18 protein-coding genes and 2 pseudogenes are annotated in these 26,146 nt (G+C 63.8%); 2 read left to right on the top strand and 18 right to left on the bottom strand.

Annotated features, from left to right (window positions below):
* Positions 1 to 46: 46 nt before the first annotated feature.
* The 15 genes and pseudogenes from tsaE to hisF form a co-directional block, all read right to left on the bottom strand.
* Positions 47 to 664 carry a tRNA (adenosine(37)-N6)-threonylcarbamoyltransferase complex ATPase subunit type 1 TsaE gene (gene tsaE / locus EHS19_RS00215; RefSeq protein WP_421744991.1) on the bottom strand — a complete coding sequence of 206 codons (618 nt, stop codon included), beginning with the start codon at positions 662 to 664 and terminating at the stop codon, positions 47 to 49.
* 137 nt (positions 665 to 801) lie between these two features.
* Positions 802 to 1,782 (bottom strand): DNA polymerase III subunit delta, encoded by a 981-nt coding sequence (gene holA, locus EHS19_RS00220; RefSeq protein WP_151915796.1) that lies wholly within the window; start codon positions 1,780 to 1,782, stop codon positions 802 to 804.
* Positions 1,783 to 1,893: 111 nt separating this feature from the next.
* Positions 1,894 to 3,327, bottom strand: coding sequence for a chloride channel protein (locus tag EHS19_RS00225; protein WP_151915871.1), 1,434 nt, complete (start codon positions 3,325 to 3,327; stop codon positions 1,894 to 1,896).
* Positions 3,328 to 3,727: 400 nt separating this feature from the next.
* Positions 3,728 to 5,128, bottom strand: a complete 1,401-nt coding sequence (gene tig, locus EHS19_RS00230) for a trigger factor (protein WP_151915797.1) — start codon at positions 5,126 to 5,128, stop codon at positions 3,728 to 3,730.
* A 96-nt stretch (positions 5,129 to 5,224) separates the two neighbouring features.
* The gene (locus EHS19_RS00235) at positions 5,225 to 6,523 is read right to left on the bottom strand and encodes an HRDC domain-containing protein (protein ID WP_151915798.1); all 1,299 of its coding nucleotides are present in this window, start codon (positions 6,521 to 6,523) and stop codon (positions 5,225 to 5,227) included.
* Positions 6,524 to 6,746: 223 nt separating this feature from the next.
* Positions 6,747 to 7,625, bottom strand: coding sequence for a pyruvate formate-lyase-activating protein (pflA, locus tag EHS19_RS00240; protein WP_151915799.1), 879 nt, complete (start codon positions 7,623 to 7,625; stop codon positions 6,747 to 6,749).
* A 125-nt stretch (positions 7,626 to 7,750) separates the two neighbouring features.
* Entirely contained in the window at positions 7,751 to 10,126 is a 2,376-nt protein-coding gene (locus EHS19_RS00245) for a formate acetyltransferase (RefSeq protein WP_151915800.1), read from the bottom strand.
* Positions 10,127 to 10,422: 296 nt separating this feature from the next.
* Positions 10,423 to 10,602 (bottom strand): annotated as a pseudogene (locus tag EHS19_RS11660) (hypothetical protein); the annotation flags it as partial.
* Between the two features lie 70 nt (positions 10,603 to 10,672).
* The gene (locus tag EHS19_RS00255; RefSeq protein ID WP_151915801.1) at positions 10,673 to 12,370 is read right to left on the bottom strand and encodes an NAD+ synthase; all 1,698 of its coding nucleotides are present in this window, start codon (positions 12,368 to 12,370) and stop codon (positions 10,673 to 10,675) included.
* Between the two features lie 176 nt (positions 12,371 to 12,546).
* On the bottom strand, positions 12,547 to 13,569 hold the full coding sequence (gene galE / locus EHS19_RS00260; RefSeq protein WP_151915802.1) for a UDP-glucose 4-epimerase GalE: 1,023 nt from the start codon (positions 13,567 to 13,569) through the stop codon (positions 12,547 to 12,549).
* 309 nt (positions 13,570 to 13,878) lie between these two features.
* On the bottom strand, positions 13,879 to 15,390 hold the full coding sequence (locus tag EHS19_RS00265; RefSeq protein WP_151915803.1) for a UDP-glucose--hexose-1-phosphate uridylyltransferase: 1,512 nt from the start codon (positions 15,388 to 15,390) through the stop codon (positions 13,879 to 13,881).
* Positions 15,390 to 16,472, bottom strand: a complete 1,083-nt coding sequence (locus EHS19_RS00270) for a phosphotransferase enzyme family protein (RefSeq protein ID WP_151915804.1) — start codon at positions 16,470 to 16,472, stop codon at positions 15,390 to 15,392. Before EHS19_RS00270 ends, EHS19_RS00265 begins: the two co-directional genes overlap by 1 nt.
* 299 nt (positions 16,473 to 16,771) lie before the next feature.
* Positions 16,772 to 18,385 (bottom strand): chorismate-binding protein, encoded by a 1,614-nt coding sequence (locus EHS19_RS00275; RefSeq protein ID WP_151915805.1) that lies wholly within the window; start codon positions 18,383 to 18,385, stop codon positions 16,772 to 16,774.
* A gap of 142 nt (positions 18,386 to 18,527) precedes the next feature.
* Complete coding sequence (gene hisI / locus EHS19_RS00280) at positions 18,528 to 18,977, bottom strand: phosphoribosyl-AMP cyclohydrolase (protein ID WP_151915872.1); 450 nt, start codon at positions 18,975 to 18,977, stop codon at positions 18,528 to 18,530.
* A 69-nt stretch (positions 18,978 to 19,046) separates the two neighbouring features.
* Positions 19,047 to 19,817, bottom strand: a complete 771-nt coding sequence (hisF, locus tag EHS19_RS00285; RefSeq protein WP_151915806.1) for an imidazole glycerol phosphate synthase subunit HisF — start codon at positions 19,815 to 19,817, stop codon at positions 19,047 to 19,049.
* A gap of 354 nt (positions 19,818 to 20,171) precedes the next feature.
* Between hisF and EHS19_RS00290 the strand changes: the two genes are divergently transcribed.
* Positions 20,172 to 21,089, top strand: a complete 918-nt coding sequence (locus tag EHS19_RS00290; RefSeq protein ID WP_151915807.1) for an aldo/keto reductase — start codon at positions 20,172 to 20,174, stop codon at positions 21,087 to 21,089.
* Positions 21,090 to 21,238: 149 nt separating this feature from the next.
* On the opposite strand, the gene EHS19_RS00295 is transcribed toward EHS19_RS00290, so the two are convergent.
* Positions 21,239 to 23,116 carry an oleate hydratase gene (locus EHS19_RS00295; protein ID WP_151915808.1) on the bottom strand — a complete coding sequence of 626 codons (1,878 nt, stop codon included), beginning with the start codon at positions 23,114 to 23,116 and terminating at the stop codon, positions 21,239 to 21,241.
* Between the two features lie 447 nt (positions 23,117 to 23,563).
* On the opposite strand from EHS19_RS00295, the gene EHS19_RS00300 reads away from it, so the two are divergent.
* A complete protein-coding gene (locus EHS19_RS00300) occupies positions 23,564 to 23,869 on the top strand; it encodes a YhbY family RNA-binding protein (RefSeq protein WP_151915809.1) in 306 nt (101 codons plus the stop codon).
* 222 nt (positions 23,870 to 24,091) lie between these two features.
* Here EHS19_RS00300 and EHS19_RS00305 read toward each other — a convergent pair whose 3' ends face one another.
* Both EHS19_RS00305 and EHS19_RS11665 read right to left on the bottom strand, forming a co-directional pair.
* Positions 24,092 to 24,772, bottom strand: coding sequence for a hypothetical protein (locus EHS19_RS00305; RefSeq protein WP_151915810.1), 681 nt, complete (start codon positions 24,770 to 24,772; stop codon positions 24,092 to 24,094).
* Between the two features lie 342 nt (positions 24,773 to 25,114).
* A pseudogene (locus EHS19_RS11665) lies at positions 25,115 to 25,183 on the bottom strand (zinc-ribbon domain-containing protein); the annotation flags it as partial.
* Positions 25,184 to 26,146 lie beyond the last annotated feature (963 nt).

Consider the following 26,146-nt stretch of genomic DNA (forward strand, 5'->3'; position numbering starts at 1 on the left):
CATCATTCGTACGCGTGCCGTACTCTGTCGCAAAGCCTACACGAGTCTACAACGATGCGTCCCGCAGACGCCGCCGCCACGATTCGCCGACCGGCACGCACGTGACGATGCGCACGCCATCGCCGGAGATCTCCTCGCCGCTGCCACCGGCCGCGCCAACGGCTGCCGCGCCATCACCTGCCGCGTCAACGGCTGCCGCGCCATCGCCGACCGCAGGACGCGCGATATGGATGTCGAGCCGCTCATCGGCCAGCGCGGCGGCCATCTGCTCGCCCCACTCCATCAGCACGACCGTATGATCGCCGGGGTCCTCAAGCTCCTCGTCCAATCCCAGCGATTCAAGCTCATCGAGAAGACGACCCACCGCGTCCTGACCGGGCGCGTAGGCGTCGCCCCCCAAGCGGTAGGCATCCACATGCACCAGGTGTGCGGGAGTGCCGTCGGCGAAACGGCCCCGCAGTTCGCGTGCAATGGTGAATGTGGGAGACACGATCGGCTCGCTGATGCCAAGCCCACGCCCGAATCCCTGTGCGAACGTAGTCTTTCCGGCTCCCAGCGGACCGGATAGCAGCAGCACGTCACCCCCCGTGGTCAGACGCGCGATCCGTTCGCCCAGCGCACGCATATCCTCATCGGTGGGCACCGTGATGACTGATTCCACAATCAACTCCTTCTCGACGACTATCGACGAATATCGACGAACTCCTATGCGTTCGACCGCATACGACCACACACGACACACTAACCGCATTCGAGATCATGTACACCGTCGGCGGCCCGCAAACGGCCTATACAGGCGATCTACAGGCGCCCCTTCGCGCTGATGGCAGTCAGACAACGCTCCAGAGCATAGAGGGGATCGCCGCCGCTGGTCTTGCTTTGCTCGTCGGCCCACGCCAGCATGCGGATGCAGGTGGCAAGCCCTTGCGAACTCCAGCCGGGAAGCTGCTGCCTGGTCATCCTCAGCGCCCATTTGCTCAACTTCGCCTCCGCCACGGAGAGCGCACCGGATTCGACCGCCGCCACCTTGGCCACCGTGCGCAGCTTCAACGCGAGCGCGCCGATCATGGCGATCGGTTCGACGCCCTGCTCGACCGCCGCCCGCATCTGGATGATCGCATCCGCTCCCCGACCGGCCATGGCGGTGTCGGCGACGGCGAATCCGGAGACCTGCGGATTGGATGACAGATACTGGTTGACGCGGTCCAAGCCGATCGGATCGTCATCGAAATCAAAGCACAGCTGATCGCACATCGCGGCCAGCTCCCCCGTGCGCTCCCCCAGCACGGCGACCAGCTGCTGCGCGGCCATCGGCTCGACGCGCCGCCCGTTGCGCTCGAATCTGCCGAGAACGAAGTTGAGCTTCTTCTCCGGATACTTCAGATCGGGAACCTCATCGCGTGCGGCCCCCGCCTTGACGAGGGCCTCGACGATGCGCTTGCCTTTGACTCCGCCGTCATGCTGGCAGATGACGATGCTGGCGTCATGCCCGGACGAACCTGCGGTCTGACGGCAGTAGGCGGCGATCGATTCGCCCAGCGCGTCGTCCGCATTCTGCAGGCCGGTCACGACGACCACCGACCGGTCGGAAAGCAGCGATGGACTGACCGCCTCGTCGAAGGCGTATCGGTCGGCGGTGGCCGCATCGAGCTCCACCAGATCGGCATCCGGATTCGCCTTCAACGCCGCATGCTTGAGATCCCGAACCATCTGATCGTTGAGATACGGATCGCCCCCGAATACGATGCGTACCGGCGCGCCCGCCCTTGCCCGTGTTGCCATCTCTCCAATGTCCCCGCAAAGCTGGACATCGCAAAGCCGGGCATCGCAAAGCCGGGCATCGCAAAGCCGGGCATATTCGCGCCATGCCGCGATGCGACGCGAACGGCACGCTCAGTGCCGTTCCGGATGCATGCGACTGGCGGCGGCACCGCGCTCCAGCATGTGATGCGACACGGCCGCCGAAACCGCGACGGCGAGACCCACCGGCACGAAGTAGCCGACCGGCGCGGCGGTCAGCTCCATCACCAGGCACATGGCCATCAGCGGAGCCTGCTGCGAGGCGGCAAGCAGCGCGGCGGCACCGATCAGCGCGCAGGATGTGATCGAATCCCACGGCATCACCAGCGTCCACAGCACACCGCAGAACGCCCCCAGCGTGGCGCCCAGCGCAATGCCCGGCTGCAGCACGCCACCCGAGGCACCGGAGCGGATGGTGGCCAGCGTGATCAGCGACTTGAGCGCGAAGGTCAGGGCGAGCACACCAAGAACGGTGAGCACGACGGTCAGGCTCGGCGCGGAGCCATCCGTCGAGGCGGAATCAGGAAAACCCAGCAGCGCCCACGACGACGTCCCCGATGCCACGCCGGACGTCTCGCTCAATGCGCCGCCGGCCGGGCGGGACGCATCCGGCGAAACCGAATCCAATGGCCAGGACGCGCCGAAGCCGAGCTGTGCGGCCGCCCGCCCGTTGCCCATGATCTGCGGCACGAAACATGCGACACCCGCCGTGGCCAGCCCCGCCAGAGGCATCTGCCAGAGCACCGCCGCCCCCTTGGGCTGATGGGTCTGCGCCCAGCTTGAGCCGCGTCGGAACCATGCTCCCGCCGCGCCGCATGCCGCCCCGATCAGCAGCGCGAACAGCATCAGCGTGATCGTCGGTTCGCTTTGCGCGGCGGCGATGCCGTAGAACGTATGACGTCCCTTGATCAGGGAGGCCGTATAGGCGGCCGTGGCGGACATGCCCAGCGCAAACGCCGCCCTGTCGATCGTCACATCGGCCAGCAGCATCTCCACGGCGAAGAACATGCCGGCAAGCGGCGCATCATAGACGCCGCCGAGACCGGCACCGGCCGCCACGGCGACGATCACGCGCCGGTCGCGCGAATCAAGCGCAAACAGATCGCAGAACCGCTGGGCGATCATCGCGCCGAGTTCGCGCGGCGCGACCTCCCGGCCGATCGACGCGCCCGAGCCGACGATGCCGATCTGCAGACAAACATGGACCACCGTCTGCCACCAGGGCATGCGCTCTCCGGCGACCGCGCGCTTGACGGACGGCACCTTCGTCGTCCTCGTGCGCAGCAGCCACCAGATCACCGCAGCCACGGAAAGACCGATCACCACGGAAACGGCACGACGCCACGATGGCACGCCGTACGGCCCCGGCATGGCGGAACCCTCCACATAGCCGAGCATCAGCCGTTCGATCGCGTACAGCAGCAACGTCAGCAGACCGGCGCCAGCTCCGATGACCACGCCCAACGCCAGCATGGCGAACGCATAGATGCCGAATCGGCGGCCCTGCCGATCCTCGCTTCGCCGCATCCTCGACTCTCCCATCGCACCTCCCGGATCGTCATGCCGCCTGCATCATGCCGCTATCAGCATGCCGCCAGCGGATGCGTCGATGGTCTGAGCGCTCCGCCTGCGGACGCCCCCATGATACGACCTGAGGGCTGACCTTCTGCAGGCCGACCTACTTGGGACCGGTCACGACACGGCTGGCACGACTGACACGGTGGCACGACTGGCGAAGACCAGAATCGAGGAGCCGATCTCGAGTCGTGCGCAACGATGATGCGCGACAATGGCGTGAACCAATGCAGCGAAACAAGTCAGGAAAGCATGCAGGAAAGCATGCAGGAAAACGCTGAGGCCGGGACCTCGTTGAAGAGAATCCCGGCCTCAGCGTTACACGCGACACCGCATCAAACGCGGCGATGGCTCACTCGGCGTCCGTGGCCGGAGCCTCATCGCCATTCTTGGCGGCGAGCTCGTCGGCGACCGCGGCGGCGGCGGACGCAGCCTCGACGCTTTCGTTCTCGACGGCCTCCTCGGCAGCCTCGTCATCGCCGAGGAAGGCGCTCAGATCGAGCGGCTGGCCTTCGCTGGTGAAGCTCACGGCACGCATGCCGGCGAGCAGACCCTTGGAACGGCCGACCTCCTGCACGGCCGAACCCAGCTGGCCGTTCTTGATGATCGCATTGATGAAGGCGTTCGGATCCATGCCGTACTGCTGGGCGATCGAGGCAAGGAAGTTGAACACGTCGGACTGGGAGACCTGCACGTCAAGCTTGCTGGCGAGCGTGTCGAGCACGATCTGATCGGTGAGATCCTTGACGACGGTCTTCTCCGCCTCGTCCTTCTGCTCGTCGGTGGCCTTGCTCGGGTCGCCGGTCACGTTCTTGAGCTGCTCCTGGACCATTTCGTCCTTGACGCCCTTCGGCACCGGGATGTCGAGACCCTCCTTGAGGCGGGCGAGGAACACGTCACGAGCCTCGGTGGCCTGACGGGCCTCGCCGTCACGCTCGATCTGCTTGCGGATGTCGGCCTTGAGCTCGTCCAGCGTGTCGAACTCGGAGGCATCCTGCGCGAAGTCGTCGTTGAGCTCCGGGAGCTCCTCGGCCTTCACGGAGTTGACCTTGACCTTGACGACGGCCTCCTGGCCCTCGTGCTCGCCGGCCTCCAGCTTGCCGTTGAACGAGGTCTCCTCGCCGGCGGACAGGCCGTCGAGCGCTTCGTCAAGGCCGTCAAGCATGTTGCCGGAGCCGAGCTCGTAGCTGATGCCCTCCTGGGACTCGACCTGCTTGCCGTCGATCTCGGCGGTCAGATCGATGTTCGCGAAGTCGCCCTTGGCGGCCGGGCGATCAACGCCGACCAGCGTGCCGAAACGCTGGCGCAGGGACTCAAGACGCTTGGCCACGTCCTCGTCGCTGACCTCGGGCTTGGCGACCTCAAGGGTCATGCCCTCCAGCTCGGGCAGCTCGATGTCGGGACGCTTCTCGACGGTGGCGACGAACTTGAGCTTGGTCTCGTCCTTCGCGGACTGCGGCACCTCCTGCACATCGAACTCAGGCTGGGCCATGGGGTGGATCTGCTTCTCCTCCAGAGCCTTGGAGTACAGCTCCGGAACGGCGTCGTTCACCGCCTCGCCGGCGACGGCGGCAAAGCCGATGCGCTGATCGATGATCGGACCGGGCACGTGGCCCTTGCGGAAGCCGGGGATGTTGACCTGCTTGCCGATCTGCTTGCGGGCGGCATCAAGGTAGGGGTTGAACTCCTCCGGGTCGACGGTGATGGTGAGCTTCACCTTGGTGGGCTCGAGGTTCCTGACGCTGATCTTCACGCTAAACGCTCCTGAAAACGTATGACTTCATTCCTGCCCTCTACGGGCAACCGTTACACTATAGCATGCCATAGGGATTGCAGGCCTGCGCGCCGATCAGTCCTCGCCGGCGCGCAGAGCCCGCGCGATCGGAGCCGCCAGCAGGTCGATCTGCCAGTGCCGCGCACCCTGCTGCGCGAGGAACGAGGGCACGTCGCGCGATGCGGGATCGTCGGTCCAGCACAGGTTGCGCACGATCTGCGGCTTGAGCAGGATCTCCGCCGGCGTATGCGTGTCGTCGGATGCCTGCACGATGACCTTGCGCACACGTTCCAACGCGTGCAACCGTGCGGGATGCCGGTCCTTCCATAGACGCGTCGAACGGGGCGCGTTGACCTCCATGTGACTCTGCTCGATCGTGGGGATGCTGGGCCACTGACTGGGCTTGAGCGCCATCGCCTCACGGATCGCCTCATGCCATTTCGAGGGCTTCACCTTGTTCTGGATGGGAATATAGCGTGCGAACATGCGATCCTGCTCGCCGCCGGTATGGATGCGGACGCGCTCGTTGAGCGAGCGTATCGCACGGAACTCGCGCCCGTTATGGGGCTTGTTCTTCGCTGCTTCGATGATCGAGGAATCCGCGAGCAGCAGCCCGGGCGCGATGTCGTATCGACGTGCGAGCGCGTCCCTGGTCTGCCACAGCGCCTTGGCGATCGCCAGAGCCTGCCCGTCATTGCCAAGCGCGGTAATGCGAGAGATGCGCATCCACGGCACAGGATGGGGCGCACGGGGGCGCATCCCCTCGTCAAGCGCGTATGCGAACTCCTCACGGGCCCAGTCATCCTTGCCCTGGGCCTTCAGATCGCGCTCCATGTGTTCGCGCAGTTCGATGAGCAGCTCCACGTCAAGCGCCGCATAGTTGCGCCAGTCGCGCGGCAGCGGCCGATACGACCAGTCGGCGGCCGAATGCTCCTTGGCGAGCGTGATGCCCAGATATCGCTCCGTCACCGCAGCCAGTCCGAAGCGGGACAATCCCAGAAGCCGAGCCGCGATCTCCGTGTCGAACAGCGCGGCCGGACGCATGCCGATATCATGGAATCCGGGAAGGTCCTGCAGCGCATCATGGATGATCCACGTCGCGTCCCCGACCGCGTCGTTGAACTCGTTCCAGTCGGCACCCTGCCGGCCCAGCGTGACCGGGTCGAACAGCATGATCCCGGCGCCGTCGCGTTTGAACTGCACCAGCCAGTCCTCATGGCCGTAGCGAAAACCGGACGCTCGCTCGGCATCGGCGGCAAGCGGACCGGCCGCCTTCGCCAGACGATCACATGCCTCATGGAAGCCGTCAAGCGTGTCGATGACATCCGGCACACCATCCCTCGGCTCGCACTGTAGCCTGGGCTCATCGATCAACGAACGTCTCCTCCTCGTCTCGCGAGGCCGATCCGGCGACACGACGTGCACGGACCGGCAAATCGCCCACTATGCTATCAGACGGCATCCACGACGCCGCCGACGCAGCGGCAATGCGTCGTGATGATGCAGGTCGGCGCGGAAGCACAACCATGGGATGCAGGACGCGAATGCAAGCCGGAACGCCAGCAGACGTCAGTACACAAACGTCAATATACAAGCGTCAGTACACGACGAAGCCGTGCGATTCGAACTGTTCGGTCACGCGCTTCTTCAATGCCGCGGACGGACCCTTCTGATGCTCCAGCGGGTACGGGATGCGCATCTCATGCCATTTCGGCCTGCCAAGCTGGTGGAATCCAAGCACGTCGATGTGCTCCACCGCATCGCCGAACGACTCGCAGATGCGTGCCACGTTCTCGACGTTCTCCTCGGCGTCGGTGAGCCCGGGCACCAACACGAAACGCACCCAGATCTTCTTGCCGGCCCGCGCCAGACGCCGACCGAAGTCGATGGTGGGCTGCAGCGTGCCGCCGGTGACCTTGTGGTACGTCTCCTCGTCGCCGGATTTGACGTCGAGCAGGCACAGATCGATGTCATCGAGCATCTCGTCGGTGTAGTTGGTGTTGAGGAACCCGGAGGTGTCGAGACAGGTGTGCACGCCCATCTCCTTGGCGGCGCGGAACACACGCGAGACGAACGCGGGCTGCATCATCGACTCGCCGCCGGAGAACGTGATGCCGCCGTGCGTTGCCTTGAACAGCTCCTTGTAGCGGTCCACTTTGCTGATCATGGCATCCAGATAGACGGGCTTGCCGTCGCGCATCTTCCAGGTGTCGGGGTTCTGGCAGTACTGGCAGCGCAGCGGGCATCCCGACATGAAGACGGTCATGCGCGTGCCGGGACCGTCCACCGACGTGTTGATGTCCCACGAGTGGACGAAGCCGATGTCACCGGATTTGAGCGCGACAATGCGGTCGCGCCGATCGAGGCCGATGGGCGATTCAAAGCCGGACAGACCGCCCATAAGGGTCTGCGAGGCGTAGGTCTTGGATTCGCGCAGCATATGCCGCGTGGTGGTGCGGAACTGGGTGCCGGGCATCGTTGTCCTCCTGTTCCTGAATACGATTGTCCGAAAATGGGTTGGGCCGGGCAAACGGAAGGGGCGGGACGAATCCCACCCCTTCATCGTTCTACCGTGTCACACGGTCGCGGTCATTCGACGAATCAGTCGGTGACGGCACCCTGGTGGAAGGTGCGGGAGATCACGTCGAGCTGCTGCTCGCGGGTGAGCTTGACGAAGTTCACCGCGTAGCCGGAGACGCGCACGGTCAGGTGCGGGTACTTCTCCGGATGCTCGACGGCATCCTCCATGGTCTCCTTGCGCAGCACGTTGATGTTGGCGTGGTAGAGGCCGTGGCCGTTGCCGGCATCCAGGATGCCGACCAGGTTGCCGATGCGCTCCTCCTCGTCGCGGCCAAGGCCGTCGGGGGTGATGGTGTTGGTCAGCGAGATGCCGTCAAGGGCGTCGTTGTAGTCGATCTTGCCGACCGAGAACATCGACGGCAGCATGCCGTGGGAGTCCATGCCGTTCTCCGGGTTCGCGCCCGGGGCATACGGGGTGCCCTTCTTGTGGCGGGACGGGAAGGAGCCGGTGTTCTTGCCGTATTCGACGTTCGAGGTGATGGTCAGAATCGACTGGGTCGGCACCGCGCCGCGGTAGACCGGCAGCCTCTTGACCTGTCCCATGACGGTCGAGACGACCCACTTGGCGATGTCGTCGGCGCGATCGTCGTCGTTGCCGTAGATCGGGAAGTCGCCGACCGTCTTGTAGCCGACCACCAGATCGTCGTCGGCGCCCTCCACGTACTCGTACTCGTGGCCGGGGGTGTCCTTGGCGTCCTTGTTGTAGATCGGGTAGACCTTGGCGTACTTGCATGCGGACAGCGAGTCGGCGGCGATGGACAGACCGGACATGCCGCATCCGAGGGTGCGGTACACCTCCTTGTCGTGCAGGGCCATCTCGATGGACTCGTAGGCGTACTTGTCATGCATGTAGTGGATGATGTTCAGCGCCTTGACGTAGGTCTCGGACAGCCATTCGAGGGCCTTCTCGTAGTTGGCCTTGACCTTCTCGTAGTCGAGGGAGCCGTCGGCCTCGGGCTGGATCGGATCGATCACGCCCTTGTCGATGACCTGCATGCCGGTCATCTCGTCGCGGCCGCCGTTGATCGCGTACAGCAGCGCCTTGGCGGAGTTGACTCGGGCGGCGAAGAACTGCATCTGCTTGCCGACGCGCATCGGGGAGACGCAGCAGGCGATGGCGGCGTCGTCGCCCCAGTGGGCGCGGATCTCCTTGTCGGACTCGTACTGGATGGCCGAGGTGTCGATGGAGATCTTGGCGCAGAAGCGCTTGTAGCCTTCCGGCAGCTTCGGATCCCAGAAGATGGTGATGTTCGGCTCGGGGCCCGGTCCGAGGTGCTCGAGGGTGAGGGTGTTGAGCAGACGGAACGAGGTCTTGGTGACCATCGGACGGCCGTCATCGGCGAAGCCGGCATCGGACCAGGTCGCCCAGTACGGGTCGCCGGAGAAGATGTTGTCGTAATCCTTGGTGCGCAGGAAGCGCACGATGCGCAGCTTCATGACGATGTTGTCGATGATCTCCTGGGCGTCGGTCTCGTCGATCAGGCCGGACTTGAGATCACGCTCGAAGTAGCAGTCGAAGAACGCCGAGTTGCGGCCGAAGGACATGGCGGCGCCGTCCTGGCTCTTGACCGAGGCGAGGTAGCCCATGTAGGTCCACTGCACGGCCTCCTTGGCGGTCTGCGCCGGACGGGTCAGGTCGAGACCGTACTCGTTGCCCAGAACGATGAGCTTCTTGAGGGCCTTGATCTGCTCGTCGTGCTCCTCGCGGAAGCGGATCCAGTGCTCGATCTCGGTCTCGGTGAAGTCGTTGCGGTACGGGACGGAATCCTTGTCGCGCTGCTTGAACTTGATGAGCGCGTTCACGCCGTACAGCGCCACACGACGGTAGTCGCCGATGATGCGGCCGCGGCCGTAGGCATCCGGCAGACCGGTGAGGATCTTGTTGTGGCGGGCGACCTTGATGTCCTTGGTGTAGACGCCGAAGACGCCGTCATTGTGGGTCTTGCGGTAGCGGGTGAAGATCTTCTTGATCTCCGGGTCCGGTTCCTTGCCGGCCTCCTTGATGGCCTGCTCAACCATGCGCCAGCCGCCGTTGGGCATCATGGCGCGCTTGCACGGCTCGTCGGTCTGCAGGCCGACGATCACGTTGTCGACCTCCGGGGACTCGATGTAGCCTGCCGGGAAGGCGTCGATGTCGGCCGGCGTGTGGGTGTCCACGTCGTAGACGCGCTGCTTGCGCTCGACGGCGAGGTAGTTGTCGTCAAGGTACTTCCACAGGTGCTTGGTCTTCTCGGTGGCGTTGGCGAGGAAGGACTCGTCACCGGTGTAGGGGGTGTAGTTCTTCTGGATGAAATCACGGACGTCGATGTCCTTCTGCCAGTTGCCCTCGACGAAACCGTCCCACGCCTTCGCCTGCAGCTCCTCGGCGGAGAGCGCGGCTGCTTCCACTGCGGTCATGTTCACTCCTTGTTGGGGTTGGCCAGCGCATCTTCACGCTGTCGTTACCGAAAATTCTAGTGGAGCAAACCTGACGATACGCTGAAACATGACGTGAGCTTACTCACATTTCGAGCATGTTACATATCGGTCCGATGCTCATCGCCATGCCGCGAATCCTCGTCCCCCGTCTCGGCATGCGCCGAAGCGGCAGCCGCATCGCCTTGCGAATCATCACCGGTCGCATCGTCGCCTTGCGCCGCATCGCCTTCCGCATCAGCGTCTTGCGCAAACTGCCCGGCGTAGCCGTCGCGATCCCATTTGCTCCACTTGCGATTCGTCTCCTCCCACAGAAGGTTCCGCTCCTTGACGATCTTCCACGCGTCGATCGCATCCTGACGGGACTTGTACGGCCCCATGCGCTGGGAGCTCGGCGACAGCATGCCGAGCTCCGGCTGCTCCTTGACCGTGTTGAAATACCATTGCCTGTCCGTCATGCCTGCTCCCTTCCATGCCTTGCATCATAGGTATTGTAGATCAGCATGGACCGGGGCGGCGCATTCGCCGCTACTCGCGGAACGCGTTGGTGACCGGCAGTCGGCGGTCGCGACCGAACGCGAGCGCGGTGACCTTGGGTCCAAGCGGATACTGGCGTCGCTTCCATTCGGCGCGATCGACCAGTCTCATCACCGTGTCCACGGTATGCACGTCGAAGCCGTCCGCCAGCAGATCCGCCCGACCGTGCGCATGCTCGATGTAGGCGGCCAGCACCCTGTCGAGCAGCTCGTATTCCGGCAGCGAATCTGAGTCCTTCTGCCCGGGCCGCAGTTCGGCGCTCGGCGGCTTGAGAATCGAATTGATCGGAATCATCACGCCGTCGGGCACAGGCACGCCCGCATTGCCCTCCTCGTTACCGACGATCGACAGTCCGCCGACGCCCATGCCCGCCGCGGCGGCGCGATTGCGCCAGCGGGCGAGCTCCCAGACGCGGGTCTTGAGCAGATCCTTGATCGGCGCGTAGCCGCCAACGGCGTCGCCGTAGATCGTCGAATAGCCGCAGGCGAGCTCCGACTTGTTGCCGGTGGCCACGGCGAGCAGTCCCTTCGAATTCGAATAGGCCATGACGATGACGCCGCGAATGCGCGCCTGAAGGTTCTCCGCGGCGACGCCCTCCAGCGACAGCTGGCTTTGGAAGGCATTGAACAGCGGTTCGATGGGCTGCACGTCGTAGTGCGCGCCGATGTTGGCGGCGAGATCGGCGGCATCGTCCTTCGAGCCGTCCGACGAATACATGGACGGCATGGAGATGCCGTGCACGTTCGAGCCGCCCACCGCGTCTGCGGCCATCGCCGCGACCAGCGCCGAATCGATGCCGCCGGAAAGCCCGAGGCACACGCCGGAGAACCGGTTCTTGGCCATGTAGTCCTTGAGCCCCAGCACGCAGGCGGTGTACACCTCCTCATCCGGGTCGGGCTGGGCGGCGATCACGCCCGGCGTCTGATGCGCAGCGGACGTATCGAGATCGAAGATCCCCAGATGCTCGACGAACATCGGCGAGCGTTCCAGCAGCGTGCCGTCGGTATCCACGACGAAGCTGCCGCCGTCGAACACCAGATCGTCCTGGCCGCCCACCTGGTTGACGTAGATCAGCGGCGCGTTCACCTCTGCCGCACGTCGGGACGCCAGATCGAGCCTCGTGTGGGTCTTGCCCTCCTCATACGGAGAGCCGTTGATCGTCAGCAGCACGTCCACGCCTTCGCGCGCGATCCGCGCGACAGGACCGCCGTCCTGCCAGATGTCCTCGCAGATGGCCACGCCGACGCGCACGCCGTCGATGTCGAGCACGGTGGCCTTGTCGCCGGCAGCGAAGATGCGGAACTCGTCGAACACGCCGTAGTTGGGCAGAAAGTGCTTGTCGTATCCGGCCCACACCGTGCCGTCATGCAATACGACAAGCCGGTTGCGCGGACGATCGGAGGCGTGGTCGGTGCCGACCGTGCCCACGACCACATACAGATCGCCCAGTCCGTCGGCCTCAAGCTCGGTGGCGAGCCAGTTGGCCTTGTCCCATGCGGCTCTGCGGAATGTGGCGCGCAGGGCGAGATCCTCGATCGGATATCCGGTCAGGGTCATCTCCGGGAACGCGACCACACCGGCGCCTTGATGCGCGGCGAGTCGGGCGTATCTCATGATGCGTTCGGCGTTGCCGTCGAGGTCTCCGACGCATGTATCGATCTGGGCGAGGGCGAAACGTAACTGAGTCATACCGGAATCATACACGCACCAGCGCGGATATGTGGGCGATGTGCGCAACAGCGTGCACAATGGCGTACCCACGCAACAGGGGCCGGTCCCTCGCCACCTTGGTGATTCGGTGACGAGGAGACCGGCCCCTGATTCAGCCTTCAGCCGCGCACATCAGCGCACGCAGCGGCGTTCGCTCACTCGGCGTCGCGATAGCCGTTCGGGTTCTTGGTCTGCCAGTTCATCGAGGACGCGGCCATGTCGTCGATGCCCAGCTCGGCCTTCCAGCCAAGTTCGCGCTCGGCCTTGGAGGAGTCGGCGTAGCATGCGGCGATGTCGCCGGGACGACGCGGCTTGATGACGTACGGAATCGCGTGGCCGGCGGCCTTCTCGTAGGCAGCGATGACCTGCAGCACGGAGTAGCCGTGGCCGGTGCCGAGGTTGTAGGTGAACACGCCCGGCTCGTCGATCTTGTCGACCACAGCGACGTGGCCCTTGGCGAGGTCGACGACGTGAATGTAGTCGCGCACGCCGGTGCCGTCCGGAGTGTCGTAGTCGTCGCCGAAGACCTGCACGGCCTTGAGCTCGCCGATGGCGACCTTGGCGACGTACGGGGTGAGGTTGGCGGGAATGCCCTTCGGATCCTCGCCGATCAGGCCGGACTCGTGCGCGCCGACCGGGTTGAAGTAGCGCAGGATGACGACGGTCCACGAGTCGTCGGCGACATGCACGTCGCGCAGGATCTGCTCCTCGAACAGCTTGGTGGTGCCGTACGGGTTGGTGGTGCCGCCGGTCGGGGTCTCCTCGGTGATCGGCAGCTCCTTCGGCGTGCCGTACACGGTGGCGGACGAGGAGAAGATGACCTTCTTCACGTTGGCCTTGCGCATGGCCTTGAGCAGCACGATGGTGGAGTTGAGGTTGTTGTCGTAGTACTCGATCGGCTTGGCGACGGACTCGCCGACCGACTTGAGGGACGCGAAGTGGATGACCCAGTCGATGTGGTTCTCGCTGAAGATCTGATCCATGAGCGCCTCGTCGCGCACGTCGCCTTCGTAGCGCTTGATCTTCTTGCCGGTGATCTGCTCGACACGGTCGAGGGACTTGGGCGAGGAGTTGCAGTAGTTGTCGACGCACACCACGTCGTAACCCTTGTTCAGCAGCTCGACATCGGTGTGGGAGCCGATGTATCCGGCACCGCCGGTGACCAGAATGGTCGTCATGTTGTTCTCCTTGTGATGGTTCCACGGGCCGGCGCATCGCTCGCCTGACGCGCGCCCCGCCGCCCCTGCCTTGGCTCTTCCATCATATCATATTCTAACAATTTCTACCAGTTTCTACCAAAATCGAACATCGGCGTGTTCAAGTGAACATCGCTCGACGCCCCATCCCCCGTAACCCCCGTATCCATGCATACGGAGCACAACACGCATACAGCGCATACGACGAGGGTCCCGCCGAGTCGTTCATCCAGACTCGACGGGACCCCCTATCGACTCACGGCGTCATGCGCACCGCTGATGCGCATCCGTTCAGGCGTTGAACCCCAGACGCTCCAGGAAGGCGAGCGTCGTCTCCTTGCGCTTGAACACCGCGGTGTTGCCGAGAATGCGTTCGCAGATGCTGCCAAGCTCATCGTGCACGGCCTCGCGGATCGCATCACGGTCGCGATTGCCGTTCAGCGCGGCTGACAGCTCGTCCCATTCGAGCGAGAACTCGGACACCTCGTCCGGCAGCGGTTCGCCGGCGGCGAGCGCGTCCTCGATCCTGCCCAGCTGGTCGATCAGACGACCGGGCAGAATGAACAGACCCTGCGCCTCGATCAGACCGATCGGCTCCTGCTTGACGGGCCAGAACTCGGGATGGGCGTGGAAGATGCCCTCAGGGTACTCGTCGCTGACCGCGTTGTTGCGGAAGATCAGGCTCATCTCGTAACCGCGGCCGGTGATGATCGCGCTCGGCGAGAGGGCCGATTGGCGGTTGCCGTCCGCATCGTGGCTGACGATGCCGTTCGCCTCGTCATCGTAGCCGACCCACGCCTCGCGGATGAGGTCGGACACCTCGATGATCGTGTCGCGCGACTTGGAGACCACGCGCACCGCGGTTCCCGGCCAGTCGAGGATCTCCACGACGGCATCGGGATAGGCGTCGATCGTCAGCGTGCGCCATGCCGGTGCCTTGTGCATCGGCAGCAGCTCGCCGCCGCCCTGATAGTGGTCGTGGGCGAGCACCGAGCCGCCGATGCGCGGCAGTGCGGCGTTGCAGCCGAGGAAGTAGCCGGGGAAACGGTCGACGAAGTCGAGCAGATGGCCGAACGTCGAGCGGCTCACGTGCATCGGCGTGTGCTCCTCGTTCACGCAGATGCCATGCTGGTGGAAGTAGCCGTACGGGGAGAACTGCCAGAACCAGGGCTCGCCGCCGAGCGTCACGGGGATGGTGCGCAGCGTGCGCTTGTCGCGCCCGGCGAAGCCCTCGTTGGCATGGCAGATGGTGCATGCCGGGTATCCGCCCGACACGGCGTTGCCGGCGGCGGCCTTCTTCATGTTCTTGAACTCGGGCTTGGCCATGTTGATGGTGACGATCAGACCGTGCGAGTCGAAACGCGGATTGCGATCGAGCACCGCGCGCTTGACGTAGGTGTTGTCGACGCAGTAGTCGTAGAACCACCGCATGGCCTCCATGCCGCCATCCGCCTTTTCGATCGACTCGAAGCGATCGTCAAGCTGCGATGGGGTCTGCGACAGCACGCCCATGACGGCATCGGCATACGACGGGCCCTCATGCGCCTCGAACAGCCCGGCCGCGACAGCGGCCGCGCGGAAGTTCGCCAGCAGCTCCCCCGGCGTGTTCACGTCGAGCGCCGTCTCGTCCACAACCGTGCCGGTGGGACGATAGGAGTCGAGCGAGAACATCTCGAAGATGCGATTGCGCGCCAGATCGGCGTCGCGCGGATCGAGACCGAGCCGCTTGCCGGCGAAGTCAACCAGCGCGTCGATGCTCGCATACACCGCATCCAGTGCGGTCGCACAATCCTGCGCCGCCATCAGCGATCGCCTCCGGCCATGATCTCCTCGACGATGGCGCGAGTCTCATCCGCCTTGGCCTCCATCTCCTGCACCAGCTTGATCTGCGTGCGGGAGCGGACAAGGTTGTGCTCGGGATACTTGGTGGCGAAGTAGGTGTCGCCGGCCAGATAGTCGGCGAGGAAGCGCATGCCGCATTCCATGGTCATCATCTTCGCGCCGGTCGGCAGCAGCTCGGCCTCGCGCGGCGTGATGCTGTCGCGCACGGCGCCGACGAAGCCCTCGGCGTAGGCGCGGAACAGCTCGGTGCTGAAGTGCACCTTGTCGAGATCCTTCTCGTCCTCCAGCGCGGTGGACGCGCCGAAGCGGATGGAGTCGCCGAAGTCGTAGAGCATGGAGCCGGGCATGATGGTGTCGAGATCGATGATCGCGCGGGCCTTGCCGGTGGTCGCATCCATCAGGATGTTGTTGAGCTTGGTGTCGTTGTGCGTCACGCGCAGCGGGATGGTGCCGTCCGCAAGACCCTTGGTGATCGTGTCGTATTCGTCGGCGTGGGCGAGATAGAAGTCGATCTCCTCGCGGCAGGTGTCGGCACGGCCCTTGACATCGGCCTCGAGCGCGGCCTTGAAGTCGGCGAAGCGGTGCGGCGTGTCGTGGAAGTGGGCGATGGTCTCGGTGAGCTGGGAGGCGTCGAACTCGGCCAGATACGTCTGGAACTCGCCGAAGGCGGCGCCGGACTCGCGGAACACCTCGATGTTCGGCACGAGGTTGTAGGAGACGGTATGCTCGATGAAGGCGTATACCCGCCAGGCACCGCGCTCGTCCTGGATGTACGACGCGCCGTCGGTGGTGGGGATGATCTCCAGCGTCTCCTTGCCGTGCTCGCGCAGGAACGCGGTGACCAGTTCGATGTTGCGCATCAGATGCACGGTGTCGGGGAAGATCGACGTGTTCATCCGCTGCAGGATGTAGCGCTTGGCGTCGGTCACCAGCAGGTACGTCTCGTTGATGTGGCCGTCGCCGTACGGCTCGATGCTCTCGACGGTGCCGTCGATGCGGAAGCAGGCGGCGATGCCTGCGAGCGTGGGATCAATTGCGGTCATGGAAACCTCTTTCTTCTGTTCGAGGGTATGGGCTCAGGATGCCGCGCCACGCCGTCAACGCGCCCGCAGGGTTCCGTCCAGTCCTCTTCGCCCCGTCGGAACCACTTGATCCGCCGTGCGCATGACTGACGCACGGACCTGCGTATCAGGCACCCCGTTATTTGTAAATAATACTAACAAAATAGACGAATCGCCATCCTCGGCGTTTGCTCCGCCCCGGCACCGAGAACGAAGACGACGTGTGCCGGATACCCGAGCGCGGGCGCACGGCACTCAGACGTCCGGCGCCCGCAACAACATCAGATCGTCTTCAGCTGCGCGGCGATCTGCACGGCCTCGACGCTCGCCTCGGCCTTGTTGCGCGTCTCCTGCCATTCGTTCGCGGGCACCGAATCGAGCACCAGACCCGCGCCCGCCTGCACACTCGCCTGATGGTCGCGCAGGAACGCGGTGCGGATGGCGATCGCCATGTCCATGTTGCCGGAGAAGTCGAAATAGCCGACCGTACCGCCGTAGATGCCGCGATCGGCCACTTCCAGCTCGTCGATGAGATCGATCGCGCGCGGCTTGGGCGCTCCGGAGAGCGTGCCCGCCGGAAACGCCGACTTGAACACGTCGAAGGCCGTCAGCGAAGGGTCCACCACACCGGTGACGGTCGAGCAGATGTGCATGATGTGGCTGAACCGCTTGATGTCCATGAGCTTGACCACTTCGACGCTGCGCGGCACGCACACCTTGCTCAGATCGTTGCGCGACAGATCCACCAGCATGATGTGCTCGCTGCGCTCCTTGGGGTCGGCGAGCAGTTCGCGGGCGAGACGCTCGTCCTCCTCGGGCGTGGCGCCACGCGGTCGGGACCCGGCGATGGGGAAGGTCAGTGCACGGCCGTCATCCACCTTGATCAGCGTCTCGGGGCTTGAGCCGATGACGTTGAAGTCGCGGCCCTGGGCGTCGGTGAGCGTCATGAAATACATGTACGGACTGGGATTGAGCGTGCGCAGCACCCGGTACACGTCGAACGGATCGGCCGGCGAATCGAGATCGAGTCGCTGGGAGATGACCGTCTGGAACACATCGCCGTCGACGATATGGCGTTTCGTCTCCTCCACCCAATGCTCGTATTCCGCCTTGGGCGTGCGGAACCGCAGCTGCGGCGTCGGCGCATCCGGATCGAGCATGCTGACGCGGGATTCGCCCTCCACCGGCGTGGCGGCGCGCCGCTGCATGTCGGCGAGTCGCGCAATCGCCTCGTCGTAGGCGGCGTCGGCGCGCGTGGGACGGTCGTCCACATTGACCGCATTGGCGATCAGCCAGACCGAACCGGACACATGGTCGACGACGGCGATGTCGGTCGCGAGCGCCAAGGCGAGCTCCGGCTGCCCGGTCTCGTCGGGGGCGGTGGCCCTGAGCTTCGGCTCCCAATGACGGATCGCATCCCATCCGATCGAGCCGACCAGTCCGCTGGTCAGGTTCGGCAGTCCCTTGACGCGCGGCGCCTTGAGCACTCTCAGCGCCTCGTGCGCCACGTCGATCACGTCGCCATGTTCGGGAACACCAGCCGGAACACGACCGATCCAACTGGCCTGTCCGTGATCGGAGCGCAGCTGCGCCATCGAATCGACCCCGATGAAGCTGTATCGGCTCCATGAGCCACCGTATTCCGCCGATTCGAGAATGAAGGTGCCGGTTCGCCCGCCGGCAAGCCGCTCATAGAAGCCGACCGGGGTCAGCGAGTCGGCGAGCAGACGGCGCACGATGGGAATCACTCGGAAGCCGGCATCGGCGAGCCTGTGGAATTCCTCACGATCGGGCCAGGTGCCGCCCCAGCCGAGATGCTCGACGCTGCACTTCGCATCGTGCCTCTGCTCGCAGAGCGTACCGCCGACCGTCTCGTCCACTGCCTTGCCTGCCATGCATGTCCCCTTTCGTTGCTGCCCGTGCGTACGGCTCCGTCCATTCGAGCCCGCACTGCCCATCCTCGATCCCATGAAGATCCTGAAGATCATGAGAATCCCGAGAATCCCGGACGGTGTTCCAATACATCCTATGCGATCACTATGCGATCGCCGCGCCGGCCTCGTCGGGGCGGTGCCCGACCACCACCGGCAGCGGACCGCCCTGCTCGAAGCAGGAGCGTTTGCCGGTGTGGCACGCCGCGCCGACCTGATCGACCTCGACCAGCAGCGCGTCGCCGTCGCAGTCAAGCGACACCGCCTTGACGTACTGCACATGCCCCGACGTATCGCCCTTGCGCCAGTATTCCTGACGCGAACGCGACCAGAACGTCACGCGGCCGCTGGTCAGCGTGCGTCGCAGCGCCTCGTCGTTCATGTAGCCGACCATCAGCACCTCGCGCGTGTCGTACTGCTGCACCACCGCCGCGACCAGCCCCTTGTCGTCGCGCTTGAGCCGCGAAGCGATGCGCGGGTCGAGCGTGTGCGCATTGTCGTACGCAGCGGCGGCGCCCGCATCACCGGCATCGGACCGTTCAGCGGAATCGTTCACCTTGAAATCGTTCACTACGGATTCGCTCACTTTGGATTCGTTCACGTCGGATTCCCCCATGCCGTTGCCTCACCTGACCGTATATCCCGCGCCCTTGAGCGCATCCTTGACCTGACGGATGGTCACCAGACCGTAGTGGAAGATCGACGCGGCGAGCACCGCGTCGGCACCCGCCGCGATCGCCGGCGGAAAATCCGAGGCCTTGCCCGCGCCGCCCGACGCGATGACCGGAATGTTCACCTCGCGGCGCACCGCGCGGATCATCTCCAGATCGAATCCCTCCCGGGTGCCGTCCGCGTCCATCGAATTGAGTAGAATCTCGCCGGCACCCAGCTCGGCGGCTCGCCGCGCCCACCAGATCGCGTCGATGCCGGTGGATTTGCGACCACCCATCGTCGTGACCTCGAATCCGGACTGCGTATGCCGTTCGCCTCGTTCGCGCCGCGCATCAACCGACAGCACCAGCACCTGATTGCCGAAGCGTTCGGCGACCCTGCTGATCAGCGTCGGATCGTTGATGGCGGCGGTGTTGACGCCCACCTTGTCCGCGCCGCAGCGCAGCAGCGAATCCACATCCTCGGGCGTGCGCACGCCGCCGCCGACCGTCATCGGGATGAACACCTGTTCGGCGGTGCGGCTGACCACGTTCACCATGGTCTGACGATGCGAGCTGGATGCCGTCACGTCAAGAAAGGTCAGTTCATCGGCGCCCTGACGGTAGTACTCCCCCGCCAGTTCGACCGGATCGCCGGCGTCCTTGAGATTCTCGAAATGCACGCCTTTGACCACGCGCCCGGCATCGACGTCCAGACAGGGGATGACTCTGACGGCCAACGTCATGATCGCCTCCGATTCCGCTCGTATCGCCCGCATGCGCGGGGCCCGTATGCTCGTTCTCGCCGCATCCGCGGCAACGGACAACAGGTTAGCGTGGCCCGGTTACAGCACACGCGGGCCGTCCGCTGCATGGACCATGCCGCCGAGACGCCGACGCACAGCGCATCCCGCCTATACTGGATATCGCGAGATCAGACATCGCGACACCGGCGGCATCGGGACGCGCCACGTGGCACGTGGCAGCCCGCCACGCGCCACGAGCCACGCACCGCGTAACAGCCCGAATCAAGCCGGTCACATCACCGTGATCACAACGCATTCACACCGCATTGGTCACATGACAGCGAGGAGGCCCCCATGACAGCATCAACCCAGCCAACGCAGCCCACGGCAACATCGCAGCCCGCAGCCGGCACGCAGCCCGCCCGGACAGTCGTCCAGCCGCTGCCCGCGCATCAGACGTCGATCACACTCAACAACGGCACGGTCATTCCCCAGGTGGGACTCGGCGTGTTCCGCGTGCCGGACGGCGAGACGACCGTCAATGCCGTCACCGCCGCACTGGAGGCCGGATACCGTCACATCGACACCGCTCGCGTCTACGGCAACGAGGCGTCCGTGGGCGAGGGGCTGCGTCGCTCCGGAGTGCCGCGCGAGGAGGTGTTCATCACCACGAAGCTGTGGAACGACGACATCCGCGCGCATCGCGCCAAGGACGCGTTCAACGAGAGCCTGGAGCGTCTCGGCGTCGACTACATCGACCTGTATCTCATCCACTGGCCGGCCGACGGCTGGCAGCAGGCGTGGTCCGATCTGCAGGACATCTACGCCTCCGGTCGCGCGAAGGCGATCGGCGTGAGCAATCTGCATCAGCATCATCTCAACGATCTGCTGGCGATGGGCGGCGTCAAGCCGGCGGTCGATCAGATCGAGTCCTCGCCGCAGTTCACGAATCAGGAACTGGTCGACTTCGTCCATGGCCATCACATCGACGTCGAGGCGTGGAGCCCGCTGGGCGGCACCGGCGGCGATCTGCTTGCCTCGCCGCTGCTGGCCAGGATCGGCGAGAAGTACGCCAAGTCGGCCGCTCAGGTGGCGATCCGCTGGCATATCCAACGCGGCGTGATCGTGCTGCCCAAGTCGGTGCACGCCGACCGCATCCGTCAGAACATCGACGTGTTCGACTTCGAGCTGACCGCCGACGACATGGCGGCGATCAACACACTGAGCACCGGTCACCGCAACAGCGCCGACCCGGACAACTTCGACTTCTGATTTCTTCGACTTCTGATTTCAGGGGGCTGAGCCGTTACGGCTCTGCCGAACCGCCACGGCTCTCTTCCCCAGTCGGATTCGCCGGCCCCCTCATCATCAGATCATCAGATCATCAGAGGGGGCCGATCCTCAGTACTGCCAGCGCTCCGTCAGATCACGTGGTATTCGCGCAGCAGCGTGGCGATGTCGGTGCCGTCGAGCTTCTTGAGCACCTTGGACAGCACCGCGCGCTCCACGAAGTTGAGCTTCATGTCGGTCACCGGCTTGCCGTCGCGCAGTTTGACCGTGGCGTTCAGCAGGTTGCGCACGTCATAGACACTGCCCCACACCTCCGGCACACCACGATCGACATCGAGCAGGGTGTACACCGCCTCCATGCCGGTGCGCATCGAGTACTCGGTGGTGAAGATCGTGTCGCGCGGGGTTTCGGCGAACTGACCGAGAAACGCGAAGTTGACGGCGCCGTCGGGCACCACGTCGGGCCGGTCGCCGGCGGCGCGCGGCATGAAGAACGCGGTGATGTACGGCATCATGACCGGTACGGTGTTGGCATGGCTCTTGGCAAGCGACTCGATCTTGTCGGTCGGCACACCCATGTGGTAGAGCCACTCTTCGCAGATCTCCTCACCCGTGCATTCGGTCATCGGCTTCTTGATGTAGTTGCCGGGCTTGTCGGGGAACAGGCCGTACACCCACACGCACAACTGGTCCTTGGGCTGGTCGCGGAACTGCTGCTGACGGTTGAGCGTCCAGCTCATCAGCCAGTTGGAATCGGTGACGGTGACGATGCCACCGGTGACGACCTTGCCGGTGAACGGGTCGCGCTTGCAGATGCGCTGAATGTATGGCGGAATCTCCTTGTCGAGTGTGGTGACGGTGGCGCTCATCCACTTGGTGGCCTGCGGATCGGAGCAGAACGTGTCGGGATGGCCGAAGCTCGGGTCCTGGGCGGCGATGCGGCGCCACATGTCCCAGCCGCCGCCGGGCTTCAGGTCCGGGTTCCAAGCGGCCGGCGAGTGCTGCGAGCCCATCGTGGAGTTCTCCACGCAGCCACCGTTGGTGATGAATACGTAATCGTTCTCGGTCAGATCGATCGACGACTTCTCACCCTCGTGATCAAGGTCGATGCGCACGGCAAGCTTCTTGGTGGGGCTGGAGTACGGATTGCGCTTGAACACGCCGGACGTGGCCTGGATCTTCAGAATCGTGTCCTGTCCGACGCCGGTATGCTCACGTTTGGGACCGTCTCCTCCGCCGATGGCGAATTCGACGTTCTCGACCTTGGTGTCGTAGCGGAAGTCGACGCCGGCCGCCTCCAGATACTTGACCATCGGCAGAATCATCGACTCGTACTGGTTGTAGCGGGTGAAACGCAGTGCGGAGAAGTCCGGCAAGCCTCCGATGTGGTGGATGTAGCGCTTGATGTAGAGCTTCATCTCCAGCGCGGAGTGCCAGTTCTCGAAGGCGAACATCGTGCGCCAGTACATCCAGAAGTTGGAGTTCAGCACTTCGTCGTCGAAGAAATCGGTGATGGGCTTGTCATACAGCTTCTCATCCGGCGTGAAGAACAGCTTCATGATCTCCTGCGCGGCCTTGTCGGACAGCCCGAACCTGCCGTTGGTGCCGGCATCCTTGCCGAGATCCTTGGTGGCTCGGCATAGGGAGTAGTTCGGGTCCTCCTTGTTGAGCCAGTAGTATTCGTCGAGCACCGACACACCCTCGGTCTCGATGGAGGGAATGGACCGGAACAGATCCCACATCACCTCGAAATGGTTGTCCATCTCGCGACCGCCGCGCATCACGTAGCCGAGGCCGGGGATCTCTGCACCATCGCAGGCACCGCCGGGTACCGAATCCTTTTCGATGATGTGGATGTTCGCGCCGGGCACCTGCGCGTCGCGTACCAGATAGCATGCCGCGGACAACGCCGCAAGACCCGTGCCGATGATGTAGGCGTGCTTGCCTTCGACGCCTGCCGGCTTCTTCGGACGGGCGAACGCCTCGTAATTGCCGTTGGAATAGTACATGTTCCGCCTCCTGTGGTATGGCCGCCTCTTCAGGTGGCCACCTGTGGTGTGAGCGCCTGTGCTGTGAGCGCTGTCGTCCCGGCCGATCGCGTTGCAGGCTGCCCCGCACCGACAGCACCGACTGGACCGTCATTGCCACCATTGTGCCCTGTTTCCACTTCCCTCTCGATAGACAATCGTAGGGTGTGTCGTCGCAAAACGACAGTCGGCGGTCAACGTCGGCGGTGTCAACGTCGGCGGCACAGTGGCGCGCATCGCTGTGCACGCATTGCTGCGCACGCGACGTCCCCGCCACGCGAAAGGTCGGCCATGTTTGCGAATATCATGAGATCGGCAGACGAATCGACGACTACCGAGCATCGGTCACCGACTACCGGCCGCGGCACGTCGATATCGTCACATCACGACGACCATCATCGACCATCACGAAAAGGAAAGAGCATTCCCATGGCACTGACCAAAAAGCAGACCAAGCAGCTGCGCGCACTGTCGAACCCGTTGAAGCCGCTGCTGTTCATCGGCAAGAACGATCTGACCGACGCGGCAGTCAAGCAGGCGAGCGAGACGATGGACAGCCACGAACTGCTCAAGGTCGCCGTGCAGGACGGTTCCGGTCTGACCGCGCGCGAGGCGGCGGACAAGCTCGCCGGTCAGATCGGCGCCGAGGTCGTGCAGGTGATCGGCAATCGCTTCGTGCTCTACCGCGAGACGAAGCGGGACGACATCAAGAAGATCGTGCTGATTCGCGAATAGCGGGCCGGGCAAGCCGGGCCATCCTGGGCAAGCCGGGCGAGCCGGATAAGCTTGGCCAGTCAGGCATGCCGAGTAATCCGGATAGCGGATGCCATCCGTGCAGTGCCGCATGCACTGCTGCAGCCAGCACTGCCGCGCAATCAGCCGCATTCAACCGCTGCATGCAGTGTCGCAGTCGCACTGCATGCAGCACTGCTTTCAGCGCAGCACCCAGCACCGCATTCAGTGTTGAATCGCGAAGGTGAAGACCTCATAACCGTTCTCATCGGAGACGGAGAACGTACCGTCCCTGTTTCGCTTCCACGACCCGGTATTCGTCGCTTCCACGTTGCCGAGCATGGTTAGGCGAACCGTCAATGTGCCGTCGGCCTTGACATCGATGGTCTGCGGCAACGCGTATCCCATGATCGTCAGCGACAATTGCCAGCGGCCGACCGGGTTGTCGTCGGCGACCCCGTCCGGTATGGTGACGGTCACCTGCATGCTGTTGATGATTTGCTGCGCCTGGTCATTGGAGATCGAGCCAAAACCAAACGTGGCGATCTGGGAAAGCGTCTTCTGCACGTTGTTGCCGGTCAGCGCGATACCGCTCGCCTTGTAGGTGGTGTTGCCGTTCTCGCTTGACTGTCTGGCCAGCTTCGCGCTCAGCTTCAACTCGTTCTCGTGCCCGTCCTGCGTGAGGCTCAGTCCACCACCGTTGTCGATCGTCATGCGAAACGTGTTCCCACCTTGGGAGACGACGTATGAGCCGGCGATCTTCGGCGCGGTCAGCATGGGAATCAGCCAGAACACGGCGGCGACTGCGAGGGCGACGACAAGAGCGACGGCAGTGACGATGATCGCGATTCGGCCCCGGTGTCGCGACGCTACCGGCGTCGCGACTGCCGGATACTGCGGTTGCATGGGGACGGGCGCCGTCGACGCAACTGGCGGCACCGCCGGCGCAACAGGAACAGTGGGCTGTGCGGGAACCGATAGGGGCACCGGCATCGTTGCCGATACTGGCGCCGACGGCGGCACCGGCACTGCCGGCTGCGCGCCGATCGGCGAAACCGGCATAGTCGGCATGCCGGTAGTGATAGGCCACTGCGTCGCGGCACCCGGTACCATGGCAGGCTGGAGCATGGCAGACTGCGGAACGGACGGTTGTATGGCAACCGGCTGCGCGGCTGTGTTGGATTGCGCCGTTGCGTTGGGCTGCGCCGTCAAGTCAGGCTGCACGGCATCGGACCGCACTGCAACCGGGGACCCGCATGACTGGCAGAATGCCGCCCCCTGAACAAGCGGCTGCCCGCATGATGCACAGAATCGCATGATGACCACCTTCCCCCTGCATATTTTGGGATATGCATGACTCGCGATGCGGCACTGTTCGTACCCGATTCACCCATCAGTATCCCAGCATGAGCAGACGCATGAGCAGACCGTAGGCAGATTCCCGGATTCGATCCAGCGAATGCAGCGAGTCACCCTATACATTCCGATCGAAACGCTCCAACTGCGGCCGGAACTTCGTAAAATCCTTGCGCTGGGACACCGCTTAGCGCAATCATTTTACGAACTCCACTCTTTCCGAGAAATCCTTGCGCTACGAGGATGGTTAGCGCAAGGATTCTACGAACTCAAGGCGGATCCCTAGAAATCCTTGCGCAAACACGGTTCGACACTCGGTTTCAACGCACGGTTCAACAAAGACAAGCGTGATGAGACAAGAGGCACAAATGGGACCTTTTTAACACTGCGCCCCACAAAGCAGTGGCTGATTCGTGGTACGCAGCGCGGCATTGGGCCGTTTTCGCGTTGCGTACCACCTATGTCTCGTCCTTCGTCGTTCGTGTCATTGAGAGCACTGGCATAAACCGCCATGTTCCAACGATTTAACCTGAACATCACCTAAAAGCATACTGAGATGTGGGAAGAGCCGTGGTACGCAACGCCTCAGCGAATACTATTCGGGAAAAAGACCCATTGCTCCAGAATTACGTTCACTGAGTTCTCGGCAGCGATCGAAATTCGGGAGATCAACGATCTTTTCCCGAATTATGATCGCCACGAACCCATACACCGACCGTTGCAGCCACGCGATTCAATGTAAGCGGTCACATCGCATCACTTGGCTGGATTGACAGCCACGCGATGAAAAAAACGACGATTTCGACATCGCGTGGCTAACCACGCAACCACACCACGCAATGTAACCGATCACATGGCTGCAAAAACGACACAAACAACGCGATGTGACCGGTCACACACCACCCCGCGGCAAAACACGCAGCC

This window comes from Bifidobacterium jacchi (assembly GCF_009078285.1).
Lineage (GTDB): Bacteria > Actinomycetota > Actinomycetes > Actinomycetales > Bifidobacteriaceae > Bifidobacterium > Bifidobacterium jacchi.